At 68.1% G+C, this 13,490-nt stretch carries 11 protein-coding genes; 1 reads left to right on the top strand and 10 read right to left on the bottom strand.

Features of this window, described 5'->3' with window-relative positions; genetic code table 11:
- Nucleotide 1: 1 nt before the first annotated feature.
- The 5 genes from VHR41_14125 to VHR41_14105 are packed head-to-tail and all read right to left on the bottom strand — an operon-like array spanning nucleotide 2 to nucleotide 5,461.
- The gene (locus VHR41_14125; protein ID HEX3235331.1) at nucleotides 2-844 is read right to left on the bottom strand and encodes a glycosyltransferase; all 843 of its coding nucleotides are present in this window, start codon (nucleotides 842-844) and stop codon (nucleotides 2-4) included.
- A gap of 5 nt (nucleotides 845-849) precedes the next feature.
- On the bottom strand, nucleotides 850-1,569 hold the full coding sequence (locus VHR41_14120) for a TylF/MycF/NovP-related O-methyltransferase (GenBank protein HEX3235330.1): 720 nt from the start codon (nucleotides 1,567-1,569) through the stop codon (nucleotides 850-852).
- A gap of 1 nt (nucleotide 1,570) precedes the next feature.
- Nucleotides 1,571-2,590: a polysaccharide pyruvyl transferase family protein gene (locus VHR41_14115; GenBank protein ID HEX3235329.1), complete on the bottom strand. Its 1,020-nt coding sequence runs from the start codon at nucleotides 2,588-2,590 to the stop codon at nucleotides 1,571-1,573.
- Between the two features lie 16 nt (nucleotides 2,591-2,606).
- Nucleotides 2,607-4,184 carry a lipopolysaccharide biosynthesis protein gene (locus VHR41_14110; GenBank protein HEX3235328.1) on the bottom strand — a complete coding sequence of 526 codons (1,578 nt, stop codon included), beginning with the start codon at nucleotides 4,182-4,184 and terminating at the stop codon, nucleotides 2,607-2,609.
- 17 nt (nucleotides 4,185-4,201) lie between these two features.
- Nucleotides 4,202-5,461 carry a glycosyltransferase family 1 protein gene (locus tag VHR41_14105; protein ID HEX3235327.1) on the bottom strand — a complete coding sequence of 420 codons (1,260 nt, stop codon included), beginning with the start codon at nucleotides 5,459-5,461 and terminating at the stop codon, nucleotides 4,202-4,204.
- A 197-nt stretch (nucleotides 5,462-5,658) separates the two neighbouring features.
- Here VHR41_14105 and VHR41_14100 point away from each other — a divergent pair, with 197 nt between their 5' ends.
- Nucleotides 5,659-6,717 (top strand): NAD-dependent epimerase/dehydratase family protein, encoded by a 1,059-nt coding sequence (locus VHR41_14100; GenBank protein ID HEX3235326.1) that lies wholly within the window; start codon nucleotides 5,659-5,661, stop codon nucleotides 6,715-6,717.
- Here VHR41_14100 and VHR41_14095 read toward each other — a convergent pair.
- From VHR41_14095 to VHR41_14075, 5 genes are all read right to left on the bottom strand, one after another.
- Nucleotides 6,704-8,518: an asparagine synthetase B gene (locus tag VHR41_14095; GenBank protein HEX3235325.1), complete on the bottom strand. Its 1,815-nt coding sequence runs from the start codon at nucleotides 8,516-8,518 to the stop codon at nucleotides 6,704-6,706. The genes VHR41_14100 and VHR41_14095 overlap by 14 nt on opposite strands.
- Before the next feature lie 12 nt (nucleotides 8,519-8,530).
- Nucleotides 8,531-9,751 carry a hypothetical protein gene (locus VHR41_14090; GenBank protein ID HEX3235324.1) on the bottom strand — a complete coding sequence of 407 codons (1,221 nt, stop codon included), beginning with the start codon at nucleotides 9,749-9,751 and terminating at the stop codon, nucleotides 8,531-8,533.
- Nucleotides 9,748-10,944 (bottom strand): glycosyltransferase family 4 protein, encoded by a 1,197-nt coding sequence (locus tag VHR41_14085; protein ID HEX3235323.1) that lies wholly within the window; start codon nucleotides 10,942-10,944, stop codon nucleotides 9,748-9,750. The genes VHR41_14090 and VHR41_14085 overlap by 4 nt, the downstream gene beginning before the upstream one ends.
- A gap of 310 nt (nucleotides 10,945-11,254) precedes the next feature.
- Nucleotides 11,255-12,244: a glycosyltransferase gene (locus tag VHR41_14080; protein HEX3235322.1), complete on the bottom strand. Its 990-nt coding sequence runs from the start codon at nucleotides 12,242-12,244 to the stop codon at nucleotides 11,255-11,257.
- A 2-nt stretch (nucleotides 12,245-12,246) separates the two neighbouring features.
- Nucleotides 12,247-13,221 (bottom strand): glycosyltransferase family 2 protein, encoded by a 975-nt coding sequence (locus VHR41_14075; protein ID HEX3235321.1) that lies wholly within the window; start codon nucleotides 13,219-13,221, stop codon nucleotides 12,247-12,249.
- Between the last annotated feature and the right edge of the window lie 269 nt (nucleotides 13,222-13,490).

Below are 13,490 nucleotides of genomic sequence, written 5' to 3'. Positions count from 1 at the left end.
TTCACTTGTGGGTCCGCTCGGCCGCGAGAAAGCGCCAGGCCCCGACCACCTGCCACAGACTCCTCCGCAGCCCGCTTCGCATCATCGCCTTCGGCCAGCGATACAGATATTTCCCGCGCAGCTCCGGGTTGGCGAGGCACTTGATGAAGTACGCTCCGGCACCGATTCCGTGCGCTTTCTTCAACTGCCGGAGCTGTTCTGGTGCGCGCCGGCGATGATGATGCAACACGGTCGGCGCGGGATCGTACACTCCCCACCATCCCATGGCGGAGACCCGGGCCACCGCGTCGGTATCTTCGGCGCTGTGGTACTTCGACCCAGCGCCGAGCCGCTCATCAAACCCTCCGACGGCCTCCAATGCCTGACGGCGAAATCCGAAGTTGGCACCATGAATGTCTCCTGGCGCGATGTAGGACTTCGGCGGGAACTCCACTCGTCGGTCGGATAACTGGATCGTGACGGGATAGTCCAGCTGATCGTACAGAAGCACGCGGCCCGCCGCGAATCCCATGCGCGGGTCCGAAAAACAGCTCTGGATGCGCGACAGATAGTCCTCCCGCGGATAGCAGTCATCGTCGGTGAATGCGACGATGCTTCCACGTGCCGCCCGCCACCCGGCGTTTCGAGCACCTCCGAGCCCCGGCCGCTCATGGTGCAGCAGGCGAAGGTGCCCGCTGAAGCTCCGGCCGAACGCCTCGAGTACCTGTGTCGTCGCATCGGAGGAGCCGTTGTCCACGATCACCAGCTCCCATGCCCCCTCGTACTGGAGCCGGGCATACGAATTCAAGGCCTGCTCGAGCTGCGAAGCCCGATTCCTGGTCGAGATCACCAAGGAGATGTCCATACAGGTCAGACCAGCGGCTCCTGCCCGCCGCGCACGATGTGCAGCCGGGAGCGGCGGATGAAGCGATACCGGTCGCGCTTGTCCGCGAAGTACTCGTCCACCGCCTTCCGGCACCCCGACCAGTGCTCGTAATCGTCGATGACCAGCACACCCCCGGGTGAGAGCTGCGGCTCGATCCGCTCCAGACAGATCCTGACCGACTCGTACCAGTCCGCGTCGATGTGCGCCAGGGCCACCGGCCCGTCGACGTCCAGGGTATCCTGGAACAGGCCCTGGACCAGCTCGATCCGGCGAGCTTCCAGATCCAGGCCGAAGCTGCGAAGGGTGTTCACGACCTGCTCTCGGAGGTTCTCCGCGTATCCGTAGTATTTGTCCCCGCCGATTCCGCCGGAGTCACCCCGCAGAATCGTCTCATAGCGGGCGTGGATATCCGCGCCATCCGCCTCCGATGGCGGCGGGATCATGCCGAACACATCGTACACGCGGAGCGGGCGGTCGGGATGCTTGGTCAGCCCCAACACCACCGAGGAACCGCCGAGGGCGCATCCCGCTTCGAGGATGATTCCCCCCACGCCCTCGGCGTCGAGCCGGCGGACGGTACGCTCCAGATCCGAAAGCGCGTCGTAGCCGAGGTAGGTGAGATGGCGCTTCCGGACTTGCCGCACCAGCGGAGAGGCCCGGAGCGCATGCCACGGCTCGCGAAGTTTTTCGAGCGTCCGACGCATGTTACCTCGCACCGCTCAGCACCGACGCCGCCCAGCCCTCGGCGTCGTCGGTCGAGGAGGCGCGGTGGACGCCGCTGGCATCCCCAGTCCAGACATCCAGGAAGCGGCCAAGCTTCCCATAACTGTTGTCCAGCACCGCGTGGGGGATGCCCAGCAGGAGGCTCAACACATGGGCGTGAAGCCGATCGGTGATGACCACTCGTCCGGAGGACAAGAGCCGGCACCCACGAGCCACCCGCGCCCGGGCGACCGCATCATACCACGTGCGCCGCAGCCCGATCCGATCGCGGCACCCGCCGCCGACGGCCCGAGCCACGCCGCGAAGCTTGTGCATCTGGACCGATACCCGACTCTCCGTCAGCCAGTCGACCACCCGCGAGGTGAACTCCGGCCGCCCCGCCGGAGCGTCCAGCACGCGCTCCTTGTCGGTCCGCATTAGATAGCAGACGTCCACCTCCGGTGCACCCGGGCGCTCGAGTGCGCCGAGAAAGAACGCCATGTCCGGGCAGAGCCGGACCTCGCAGTCGAAGTTGGTGGTCGCGAACTCGTAGGAGAACTGATCTCTGACGAACAGTCGAAACCTCCCGTGGCGCGCGATCGCGCGCGCCGTCCGCGCGGCCTGCTCGGGACGGTCGAAATGAATCGACTGGGGGAGCTGAACGATCTCTCGATCCGGGAATCGCTCCAGCAGATGCTCCCGAAGGCCATGATGACGAGGCCAGAGGTCGCCGAAGTTCCCTCCGCCGTGAATCACGATCGGTCCCTCGGGAACCGAGGCCCGGAGCGCTGCCTCGGAGAACGCTCTGAGGGACGCGACGTAACCAGGCTTGGCCCCACGATGCTCCCGCAAGTAGGTCGTGGTGCCGAGCCAGATCGCGGAATCCCCCACGTTGCGCTGGTCCGGAAAATCCACCAGACAGAACGGTCCGTCGGCGGGGACGTCGCGCAGCTCCGCGATGGCCTTCCGTTGCAGCTGCTGGATGACCTTGGTCCGCTCGCGCTCGCCGTCGACCACGGTCACGCTTCCTCTCCCGTCGTCACGCGCCGGCGCCGGAGAGCTTGGCGGAGACGCTGGGGAGCAGGCGCCGAAGATCCCTGAGCTGTTGAGAGACGAAGTTGCGGGCAAAAAGGAACAGGGATGCCGCGTACACCGTGGTTCCGGTGCAGACCATGAGGAGGAGGAAGAGCCCCCGGTTGTGAAACCGCGCCCCGACGAGATAGTCGAGCGCCATGAGACAGCCCGCCATCACCAGGGCCATCGAGAGCGGCGGAGCGATCGCGCCCAGCAGCGCACCATAGCCGATGCCGCTGTAGCGCTTGAACGCTCCCATCTGAACCGGCAGGGTGAGATAGGCGCGCAGCACGTACGCTCCAGCGATCGCGGTCAGTCCGAACGGTGCTGCCAGCAGCGAGAGCACGACCGTCAGCGTGAGCTGCAGAGTCGCGATCTTCGCCAGGGTGCCCGACCGCCCGAGCGCGGCCAGCGCCGGGCCGGCGAAGTAGTTGATGGTGAAGGGGACCGCCATGAGACCCAGCACCTGGGCAAGCCTGGCGCTCGCCGCCCAGCGGGGGCCATAGAGCAGCCGCACCGCGTCGGGGGCCAGCACGGCAAACCCGATGATCGCCGGAAACGCGATCGCCGCGCTCACGCCGAGGATGCGGAGGTAGGCCTTGCGAAAGGCGGGCAGGTCGTCCTGCAAGCGCGCGAGCGCGGGGAGGGACACCTGGGAGAAGGGCATGATCGCACCCTGAGCGATCAGCTCGACCGTCCGCCACGCGGTACGATAGGCCCCGACCGCCGGAACCCCGATGGTCCGGCCCACAATCAGGTCCTGCACCCGCACCAGGCCCACATAGAGCAGCTGGGTGAGCGTCATGCTCGCGCTGAAGCCGGCCATGTCCCGAAGCGCGCCGGACGAGAACCGCCGGCCGGGCATCCAGCGGTACGCGTGCCAGGCCATCGCCGTCCCGGCGATCTCGGTGACCCCGCGCTGCACGACGAGGCTCCACGGCCCCCAACCCGCCCAGGCGGCCGCCAGCGCGGCGGAGCCGCCCACGGCGCCGCTCACCACCGATCGCGAGGCCATCGCCTTGTGACCGAAGGCGCGCAGCGTGAGCGCAATGTGGGTCGCCCCCGCGGCGGACACCGGGAGAATCAGCCCCAGCGCCGTCAGCAGCGGGGCCACCGCTGGCGCGCCGAAGACCGCCGCCAGCGGGTGAGCGATCAGCGCCATCACGCCGGCAATCAGGCAGGAGAGCGCGAGCGTCGACCAGAACACCGTGTCCGCCATCGCGGGGGAGACGTGTTTGGCGCGAGTGAGGGCGCTCACCAGGCCGGTGGACGGAAGGATCTTTCCGAACTCCGCGAACGCCACGGCCAGAGTAAACACCCCGAACGCGGCGGGACCGAGCTTGCGGGCCAGCAGGGCAAAGATGACGAACGAAAGGAAGTAGTCGGACCCGGTGCGGACGATGGTCCACAGGATGGACAGCGCCGTCTTGCGCTTGAGGTCGCCGGGGGGTCCGTCGAGCTCGGGCCCGCCCGCCTCCCCCATCGACAGGTGCGGCGATCCGTCGAGCGGCTCATCCAGCTCGGCCGGCAGCGGCTCGGGCACGGTCGCGTCCTCCCGCGTCACGAGGCGGCCGCGCGGACGCCTGCGGCGGTCCGAAGCTCCGACAGCAGCGTGAGCGCGCTCCGGGTCCAGGAGAAGCTCGCCGCCCGGCGTAGACCCCGGCGCCGGAGCTCCTCTACCAGAGCCTGGTCGAAACTCATCCGCTCCATCGCGGAGCCCAGCCCCTCCATGTCGTCCGGATCCACCAGGAGCGCCGCGTCCCCGGCGACTTCGGGGCAGGCGGCGGTAGTCGCGGTGATCACCGGACAGCCGCACGCCATCGCTTCCACGATGGGGATGCCGAAGCTCTCATAGCGCGACGGGAAAACCAGCGCTCGGGCCATGGCGTAGACCGCCGGCATATCGGTGAACTCCACGAACCCCGGCGTGTGCACCGCCGCGGGATCGGTGTAGCCGGCGATCCTCGCCGGCGTCAGCCGCTCGGCGATCCCGATGCCAAGAATCACCAGCGGCGGCACCGATGCACCGGTCTCGCTCATTCGCCGCCGCATGCGTCCATAGGCCTCGAGGGCGACCGCGACGTTCTTCCTGGGTGTGAGCGCCTGTCCCGAGCTCTGTCCGAGGATCTGGTGCCCCTTGACCACCATCAGGAGGAACGGCTCCGCCGGCAGCGAGTAGCGCTGTCGCACCTGCTCGAGTGTCGCGGGATCGCGAGTGGGCCGGAAGCTCTCGTCAGCCGCCGCGTAGACCGTGCGCAGCTTGGACCGGGGCACGCCGGCGTGACGCACCAGCTCATCGCCCAGGCTGTCGGAGTTGGTGAGGACCCGCTGGGCCCGCCGGCAGTACAGCGGGATGAGCAGGCGGTTGTACAGCCGGTCCACCCTCCCCGACCAGCCCACGTAGAATTCCGGGTGACTCCAGTACTCGGTACCCCGCTGCTGGACCACTGTCGAGCACGGTGGCAGGAGCGGGATGCTGAACTTGTGATGAAAGAGGACGTCGAGGTGCTCCCGGCGCGCGGCAAGGGGGACCAGCACCTGGTCCCAGAACAGCTTGGCACGGCCCGGCACCACCAGCTCGCGCACGTTGGGGTGCCCGTGGTAGCGGCCCGCCTGGCGGGCCTCGCTGTAAAAGGCGACGTACTCGTTCCGGGTGTCCACCTGGAACAAGGCCTCGCACAGCTTGCGGATGTAGATCCCCTGGCCATCGACGTCGTCGATCGCCCGGAGCATCAAGCCAATGCGGAGCGGTGGCGGGCCGGCAGCGGTCTCGCTCCCGCGGTCTTCGGGGGCTGCCTTCGGGGCCCGCGCGACTGGCATCGGGATACGCGTTCCTCGCAAGGGTGAATGCCGGCAATCACCAGCGGGGCGGCAGCACCTCGGCGGCAACGGTCCTGGTCGCCCGCCAGTGCTCGCCGCATGATAGGGCCAATGTTCCTGAAGATCGGACAATTTGGCAACCAGCGGCGTGACCATGGTCACAGTGGCGCCGGCTCCGAAGGTTTATCACATATTTCATGATCGCACGCGTGCAGGAGGGCCCGGTGACCCTGGTGACCGGAGCGACTGGGTTCACCGGCCGGTATCTGGTTCGCTCGCTCGTTTTGGAGGGCCGGCGGGTGCGGGCGGTGGTCCGCTCCTCCAGCCGGGCCCGCGAGCTACTTCCGGCCGAGGTGGAGGTCGTCGCGGGGGATCTCGCCGACCCGGAGCTGGCGCCCCGGGCGATGCCGGGTGTGCAGACGGTCTACCATCTCGCGGCAGTGTACCGGGAGGCCAAGCACACGGATCAGCACTATCGGGAGGTGAACGTCGCGGCGTCGCGCCGGCTGCTGGACGCAGCGATCGCCACCGGCGTCCGTCGCTACGTCCACTGCAGCACGGTCGGGGTCCACGGCCATATCGCCGCCCCGCCTGCCGACGAGGGGGCCGCGTACCACCCGGGCGACGTCTATCAGGAGACCAAGTACGAGGCTGAGCGGCTCGCGCTCTCCTATCGTGATCGGCTTCCCTTGACCGTCGCGCGGCCCACGGCAATCTACGGCCCGGGAGATACCCGTCTGCTCAAGATGTTCCGGATGGTCGCCCGCCAACGGTTCCCCCTGGTGGGCGGCGGCGAGAACTACTACCACATGGTGTATATCGACGACCTCATCCGCGGGTTGCGTCTCCTCGGCACGCATCCGCGGGCGGTGGGCGAAGTATTCATCCTGGGTGGAGACGGATATCAGAAACTGCGGGAGCTCGCGGACATGATCGCGGCGGCCGCCAGGGTACCGCCACCGCGGCTGCGCCTGCCTGCGCGTCCGTTCCAGATCGCCGGGAGCATCTGCGAGAAGCTCTGCGTCCCCTTGGGTATCGAGCCGCCAATTCACCGGCGGCGGGTGGACTTCTATACCAAGAGTCGCGCGTTCAGCATCGAAAAAGCCAAACGGCTGCTCGGCTACGCCCCGCAGGTGAGCCTCGCCGACGGGATCCGGAGGACGCTCGACTGGTACGTCGCCAACGGATATATCGACCGTCTCCGCCCTGCGCCCGAACCCAGCCGGACGAATCCTGATCCGATCACGGCGCGATAGCCGGTGAACCGCCCGCGTGGCGGACCGGTGGGAGCTCCACGACAGGCGGCGCACCCCGCCGGTCGAGGTACTGGCGAGCCCAGATCTCGGCCAGGAGCAGCGACCAGAGCCGGTAGGCACGCTCCTGGCTGTACGGTGTGCCCGCCGGGCGCTGCCGCAGCCGGCCGACGTACCCTGGATCGAAGAGACCTCGGCTCCGCACCGCCGCCGGCTCCAGCAGCTCATCTCCCATCCGATCCAGCACGTCGCTCATCTCCTTGTCGTGCCTGAGCCGGTTGAAGCTCTTACCCGCTGCCAGCATCGTTTGCGGCAGCAGCCCCGCGCACGCCTTCCGCAGGATGTACTTCTGGGTCCGACCGTGAATCTTGAGCCGGTCCGGGATGCCGAGCGCCGTAGCCAGGAAGCCTGGATCGGTGTGGTGCGCGTTCATCCGCACGCCGGCTGCGCTGTACAGGCGCTCGATCGGATGCTGGTAGGGGAGTACCATGAATCCACGCCGGAGGAACTCGGTCAGCGGCTGGTCTCCACCGCGGGGAAAGCCGCCGAACTGGGGCAACGGTGCCGCGCCCGATACCCGTGGCGCCGGATACTCGCGCCCGTGGAAGTATGCGGCCTTGAGCGCACGGCCCGGCAGCGTGCGAGGCTCGACGCTCCGGACGGTGTAGTCGTAGAACTCCTCCAGCGGCCGCCGCAGTGGCGGAAGGCGGGTCGCTAGGTCTACCAGACGGTGCCGCGGCTGCCCCGCGAACAGCCCGTCGAATCCGAAGCCAGCCAGCACCAGCTCGACATGCCGTGCCGCCTCCCGCGCCGCGACGAAGAGGTAGGCGATGTCCTCCCGGCCGATCGGCTCCTCCAGATACCAGGTCATCCACGGCAGGAGGCCCGGCAGGTCACCCGGCTTCAGGACCAGCGGGTGGTGCCGGGTGCCGAGCTCCCGCGCCACCGCCGCGGCATTGACCAGCTCTCGATCGTCCTCTCCGAAGCCGGCGCTGAAGGTGTGCAGCTCCCTGGTCCCGAGCACCTGGCGCGCTCCCGCGGCCATCACGGCCGAATCGAGTCCGCCGCTCAGTGAGACCCCGATCCGCTGGTAGGGCTGAGTCTGCCGGCGCAGCGTTTCGAGGAACGACTCGCGCAGGGCGGCGGCGTGCCGGTCTTCGTCCTGGTGGATCACCCGTATGGGGATGTCCCAGTAGCGCGCGGTGTGCATCCGCTCCGGGTCCAACTCCAGCCAGGTGCCCGGAGCCACCGGATAGACCTGCTCCAGGCAGCTCACGCCGGGTTGAACCCACTTGGTTGACTGAATGGTCTGGAGAGCGTCACGGTTCGGTCGGGCAGGGACCGAGCCGATGGCGAGGAGCGCCTTGTACTCGCTGGCGAAGATGAAGCGCCGGTGGTCGGCCGTGAAATAGAGCGGGGCGTATCCGATGCGGTCGCGGGCGAGCATCAGCCGCCGGGTGGGGGCATGCCAGAAGGCGAAGGCGAACTGGCCCGCGACGAGGGCGAGAGCCTCGGCCCCGAGCGAGCAGAGCAGCTCAACCAGGAGGGCCGCGTCGTCACGCGGCGTGGCATCAGCCGGGTGGGCCTGCTTGAGCAGCCGGGCCAGCTCACTCCGATTGTCGACCGCGCCGTCGAAGGCTAGGACACCGTCCGCCTGGGCCAGGATCGTCTCGCTGCTGCCCCGGATGCCGAGATGAACTCGGGGCGAGAGGGACCACGCCTGGGCGTGCGAACCACGGTGCGACAGGCGTTCTCCCATCGCCCGGACCTCGGCGAGATCGCCCTCCCCCAGTATTCCGTACACGGCCCCCATGACTCAGGGGGCGGTGACCGGCACCGGGGCGGGGAGCCGCAGGTGGCGCAGCGCCAGATGGAATGCGGTCACCGAGCGCAGCACCCAGCCCAGCCCCACCCCATAAATGAGCCCGGCCAGCCCCCAGTGCGCGCCGAACAGTGCCGCCGGTATCGCGATGGCGACCGCAGCCCAACCCGTCACATTCACCAGCCTCAGCTCCCGGGCATCGCCCAGCGCCGAGATGGCGGACTTGCTGAACGAGTTGAGGATCTTGGCGATTCCGGCCACGATGGCCGCCAGGACGAGGGACCCGCCCAGGTGATACTTACCGGCCAGGAACCAGCGCTCCACCAGCGGCGTCACCACCCAGATGAACGCAGAGCCCAGCAGGGCGATCACGCTGACCAGGCGCGCCTCGTGCGCGATCAGCCGCCGGCGCGCGGGCACGTCCGGCGCCGCCCGAAGCTGAGGTAGCAGCGTATAGCCGACCCCCATCTGAAGCACCCGGAAGAGCGAGCCCGCGATGGCGGAGAGGACCCCGAAAGTGGCGAGGTCCTGGATCGGAAGCGCGTGGGGAATGACCAGGCGATCGAGCTGGATCAGCAGGAGGCCGGACGCCTGGAGCCCCGCGTACGAGAGCGCCTCGCCCCAGGGGAGCGCGCCCTCGATCGGCCGGCGACGCTGGTCTTCACGGGAGAGGATCCGCCAGCCATAGAACGCCGCCAGGATGAGGCCCGCAGTGGCGATCAGCAGCGGAAGCCAGGCGTGGGTGCCATGCACCGCCACCGTCGCCAGCGCGGCGAGCAGCAGGACGATATTGGGACTCTGAAGCAGCGCCAGCGAGAGGCCGAACCGCTGATCGCTCTGAAACTGAGCACTGGCCACCATCATGGCGCCACCCGCGACGGTGGAGATCAGCAGCAGCGCCAACAGCATCGGGTCGAGCTTGTACCCCACGGCACCAATTGCCGCGAAGGCCAGCCCCACCAGTGTGGTGACGAGAAGCACCCGGCCCACCAGCCGGGGACCTGCCACCAGGTGGTGCCGGAGCACCAGGCCGTCCAATCCGACCGGGGCGAGCGAGAAGCCCAGGTTTACCAGCGCGGTCACCAGGGTGAAGACGCCGTACTCCACCTCCGACAGGACCCGCGCCAGGATCAGGTTGGCGCCCGCGAACCCCAACCCCGCCGCGCCGTAGACCACCATGCTGCGCAGCGTCGGGGAGTACCACAGCCGCTTCACGCCCTGGCCTCGACCGCCCGGGCCTCGACCGCCCTGGATTCCATCTGCCGATAGAAGGTGTCCAGCTTGCGCCAGGCCGCTTCCGGCGTGAACTCCCGCTGGACATAGGCCTTGGCCTGGCGCGCGAGCCGCTCCCGCAAGGCGCTGTCGCTCAACAGCTCGGCCAGGCCGCCGCCGAGGGCCTGCGGCTCCGGGTCGACCAGGTAGGCGTTCTCGTCGTTGAGTACCTGCGTGTGGGTGCGAATCCGGGTGGCCAGAACCGCCGTGCCGGAGTCGAGGTAGGAGTAGATCTTCATCGGCGTGTTGAGTCCCTTGAGACGAGGCGAGACCAGCACGTCGGCCTGCCGGAAGAGCTCACCCAGCAGGGCGAGCGGACGGGGACCGGTGAAGTAGACCGCGGGAAGGATGCCGAGCGAGGCCGCGAGACTCCGGTACCGGTCGACGTCGTCGCCCTGGCCGCCGACGATCACCAGTCTGGCGCTGGGCACCCGCGCCAGCGTGTGGCGGAAGCCCTCGAGCAGCAAGCCGATCCCCTGGTACCGCTCCAGATTTCCCACGTACATCACCACCGGTCCGCCGTCGGCGCCCTGGGGCAGTCGCACGTCGCCATTCTGGCTGTACGGAGCTCCGCTGGTGAGCAGGGTGGTGTCTTCCACCCGGCCCACCGTCTTCTCTGGCGCGTGGGCAAGCGCCACGTCCTCCAGCGCCGCACAGACCGTCAGTACGCCCAGGCTGCGCCGCACCGCGATCGCTTCCAGCCGCCGGAGAATGGGGAAGACGATCTGCAGCTCGGGGTAGGTCTCGACCAGCTGCTCGGCGAGCGAGGAGTCCATGTCGTAGACATACGGGACGCCGGCCACTGCCTGCATGAACGCCGCGATGAACGCCCCCTCTTCGACCGCGTGAATCAGATCGTACCGGGTGCGCCGGATCATGCCGAGGCACTTGGCGAACATGAAGGTGTCGCAGACGATCTTCTTCAGGGAGAATCCCGGTCGGATGTTCCGGATTCCCGGCACCCGCACGATCCGGAAGATGCGGCAATTGGGAATCTCGACGTCGGCGCCTTCATGGAAGGTCAGCAGATCGACCTGGTGGCCGCGCGCGCTGAGGAACTCCAGAACCCTCCGGACGGCGATAGGGGTGCCGCGGGCTTGAAAGAAGGGATGGGGAGCGATGAGGAGGATCTTCACCTGGAGACCTCCGGCCCACCACCGGGCATCCCAGGCCGACCAGTCACGTCGCCAAGCTCCCGACAGCGCCTCGGTGGAACCCCGAGGCCCGTCCGCCGAACTCGATGTCGGCTTGCGTCCCCGCCATTGGTCCCTCGCTCTGGCCCAGGAGAGTGCATCCGCCGAGCGGCATTTCGGAACAGCGATCCCGGGGCAGCGGCGACCAGATCGGTGCCCCCCGGTTCGCGGCGAACCGTAGATGAATTTTACACTGCCAGCGTAAACAATGGTCTGAACCGGCTTTTGCTGCCGTGATTTGCGACCCCACCACTCAGATCCGCTCTCGCACGCGGTAGGCTCGCCGGTGGGGTGCGCGGAGATGGACAATGATCTCCCCGACCAGCCCCAATCCGATCAGCTGGACACCCAGGGCGATCAGCAGCACGCCCAGGAGCAGCAGCGGCCGATTGGCGATGGGATTGCCCTGGAGCCGCTCCACCAGCAATGCGAAGGAGACGATGCCTCCGACTCCCAGGAACGCCGATCCGACCAGGCCGAAGAACCGCAGCGGCTTCTCGGTGAACTTGGCCAGAAAGAAGAAGGTCGCGATGTCGAGCAAGCGGCGGAAATAGACCGCGGGGCCGTACACCCTCGTGCCCGCGTTCCGCGGATGCTGCGGCACCGCGACTTCCTGGACCACGAACCCTTCACGCATCGCGATCGCCGGAATGAAGCGGTGCATGTCCCCGTAGAGCGGTAGTGCCTCGGCCACCCGCCGGCTCATCGCCCGGACACCGCAGGCCATGTCGTGAAAGCGATGGTCGGAGATGCCGCCCAGGATCTGATGAAACGCGCGCGACTGCATCCGGTTGAGCCAGCTGTCGAGCCGCGGCGATCGGTTGGCTACGGCCATGTCCGCCCCGCCGTCCACCGCGTCGAGCAACGGCGCGAGACCCTCAGGGCGCACCTGGGGATAGGCCGGGAGGGTGAGAATCACCTCGCCCCGGCTCCGCTCGATTCCCAGCCGAAGCGCCGCCGTCTCTCCGAACCGCTGGGCGAAGCGCAACAGGTGAATGTCCGCGATCTCCCGGCTCAGCAGCAGCAGCTCGGGGCTGGGCTCGAAGCCGCCGTCGAACACGAACACAAACTCGAACCGCTCGCCGCGGGTGGCCAGCTCCGGCGTGAACTCCCGATAGAGCGCGACCAGATCGTCGACCCGCTCCACCACCGGAACCACGACAGACACCAGCCGCTCCCCGGCGGGGTGGGCCGCACGCAGGGGCGTCGGCAGTGGCTCCATCAGCACTCCCTTGGCTGTCATGGTCAACCGACCTCCCAGGCAGTCGGGGTGGCGTTGGCGCTTGCCTGCTCGGTGCGCAGCGCCACCTCGGCCACCAGCCCGAGCATGAATAGATACAGCGCAGTGGCGAGCCAGAGGGCCGCCGCTCCGGGAAACACCAGCGCCGTGGACTTCACCGGGGCGAACTGGGTCAACGCGACCAGCCAGAGGATGGTGAAGACCAGCGCCGCGCCCAGCGGAGGGAGCGACGCGGTGATGAAGCCCACCAGCGGCCGCGAGCGGAAGGTGGTGATCATCTTGAGCGTGATCAGGTCCGCCAGCACCTTGACCGTGCGGGAGATTCCGTACTTGCTCTCGCCGAAGCGGCGGGCATGATGCCGCACCGGCATCTCGGCGATCCGGGCCCCCACGCTGGCCGACAAGGCGGGAATGAACCGGTGTTGCTCGGCGTACAGCGAGATGCGACTCAGCAGGGTGCGGCGGTAGGCCTTCAGCGAGCAGCCGTTATCGGTGATGGGTACGCCCGTCAGCCGGCGGATGATGCGATTGGCCACCCAGGAGGGAACCTTCCGCAGCAGCAGCTTGTCCTGGCGCCGTTCCCGCCAGCCACAGACCAGGTCGTAACCCTCATCCAGCTTGGCGATCAACGCGGGGATATCCCGCGGATCGTTCTGCAGGTCCCCGTCCAGCGAAACCACCACCTGCCCCTGAGCGTGATCAAATCCCGCCATCATGGCCGCGGTCTGTCCCACGTTGCGGCCCAGGCGCAACCCCCGGATGCGGTGATCGGCGGCGGCCGCCTGGACCACCTGGGCCCAGGTGTCGTCGCGGCTGCCATCGTCCACCAGAATGATCTCGTAGGAGCGACGGTCGCCCTCGAGCGCCTGGACGATCCACTCGACCAGCGGCTTCACGTTCTCGGACTCGTTGTACAGCGGTGCCACGACCGAGAGGTCGGGCGCGGGCGGAGGCGCTGCGGGCGTGCCGGGTACGGTCATGGTCGCGTCGTCGCTTCCCTGGGGGCTATGTCGAAAATACCTGCATGACTCGCCGGGGAGTAGCAATACCCGTTCCGGCGCGGCGGGCGACTGGACTGGATCAGGGTGTACCGGCGGCTGGGTCGAGGGCTACCAGCCGCCGCGGCGGAGGAGGATGACGGGGATGGTCTTGAGCATGATGCGGAGGTCTTCGCGCAGGCTCTGGCGGCGGATGTACTCCAGGTCGTAGCTCACCTTGGTGCGCACATCGTCCAGCGAGCGGTCGTAGT

It is taken from the genome of Gemmatimonadales bacterium, assembly GCA_036265815.1.
In the GTDB taxonomy this organism is placed as follows: Bacteria; Gemmatimonadota; Gemmatimonadetes; order Gemmatimonadales; family GWC2-71-9; genus CAVVWJ01.
Note: the sequence above shows the minus strand (reverse complement) of the source record. Positions and strands in the feature narration are given on the sequence as shown.

What these genes read in the sequence shown, in the direction of transcription:
- VHR41_14125 (HEX3235331.1), bottom strand. Translation starts at nt 844, where the DNA reads ATGGACATCTCCTTGGTGATCTCGACCAGGAATCGGGCTTCGCAGCTC.
- VHR41_14120 (HEX3235330.1), bottom strand. Translation starts at nt 1,569, where the DNA reads ATGCGTCGGACGCTCGAAAAACTTCGCGAGCCGTGGCATGCGCTCCGG.
- VHR41_14105 (HEX3235327.1), bottom strand. Translation starts at nt 5,461, where the DNA reads ATGCCAGTCGCGCGGGCCCCGAAGGCAGCCCCCGAAGACCGCGGGAGC.
- VHR41_14100 (HEX3235326.1), top strand. Translation starts at nt 5,659, where the DNA reads ATGATCGCACGCGTGCAGGAGGGCCCGGTGACCCTGGTGACCGGAGCG.
- VHR41_14080 (HEX3235322.1), bottom strand. Translation starts at nt 12,244, where the DNA reads ATGACAGCCAAGGGAGTGCTGATGGAGCCACTGCCGACGCCCCTGCGT.
- VHR41_14075 (HEX3235321.1), bottom strand. Translation starts at nt 13,221, where the DNA reads ATGACCGTACCCGGCACGCCCGCAGCGCCTCCGCCCGCGCCCGACCTC.